The following is an 829-nucleotide window of genomic DNA, read 5'->3' on the forward strand; positions in this document are numbered from 1 at the left end:
AGTTATTTTACTCACTAACTCAAAGGAAACTTCCTTTGAGTTCCGTTTAACAACAACTAACACTATGTAAAGAGAATAAAACTAACGTTTTACTATCTTTACACATCTTATTGTAACCAATTTATCAATGAGTATAAAAAACATTTACATTTCGTTACTTTTTCTCGGGATATTGATATCATGCACAACCGAAGAGAACGTTGATTATAAGAAGTATAACTTATTGACGACCGCGAAAGAAATTAGTGAATTTTATGACATACCTCTTGATACAAGTGGTCTTTCTGAATCAGCAACAATAAAAGAATGGACTGATGGAGCTTTTGATTTAAGTTACTCTTACAGACCTCCAAATTCGGAAAAATACAAGCCTCTAATTTACTATATAGATATAAGTAAAAGGAATTCTATTGATGAAGCCGAAACGGAATTTAATATTATTAAAACTCAATTTAATAACACTTGGATTTCAGCCCCTGATCAAAGCGTTAAAGTGATTGAAAATATATTAGTTTCAGGCGACCAGAATTATTATGCGATTCGAAAATCTAATGATGAACCATTTGGAATTTTACTAGTAGTGAGAAAAGAAAATATAGTTTACTCTATGATTATGTCTGAATTTTATACGGATGACCACAGTCTAGTTATCAGCCTAATTGAACCTGACATAAAGCACTTAAAAGAATTTAAAATAACCAAATAAAACTGGTTACAACAAAGTACTGTGGTAAAAAACAAGTAAAAACTCATTAATTTTTCACTAAAGTACTTTTATAAGAATCATCATATATTAATCCTGATTTAGCAATGGCAAAGGCTTGTTTTA

At 29.7% G+C, this 829-nt stretch carries 1 protein-coding gene; it reads left to right on the top strand.

The features are described from left to right. Window positions 1-223 precede the first annotated feature (223 nt). Window positions 224-706 carry a hypothetical protein gene (locus EGM88_RS14610; protein WP_123899167.1) on the top strand — a complete coding sequence of 161 codons (483 nt, stop codon included), beginning with the start codon at window positions 224-226 and terminating at the stop codon, window positions 704-706. The last annotated feature ends 123 nt before the right edge of the window (window positions 707-829 follow it).

Source organism: Aureibaculum marinum (assembly GCF_003813905.1).
Taxonomy (GTDB): domain Bacteria; phylum Bacteroidota; class Bacteroidia; order Flavobacteriales; family Flavobacteriaceae; genus Aureibaculum; species Aureibaculum marinum.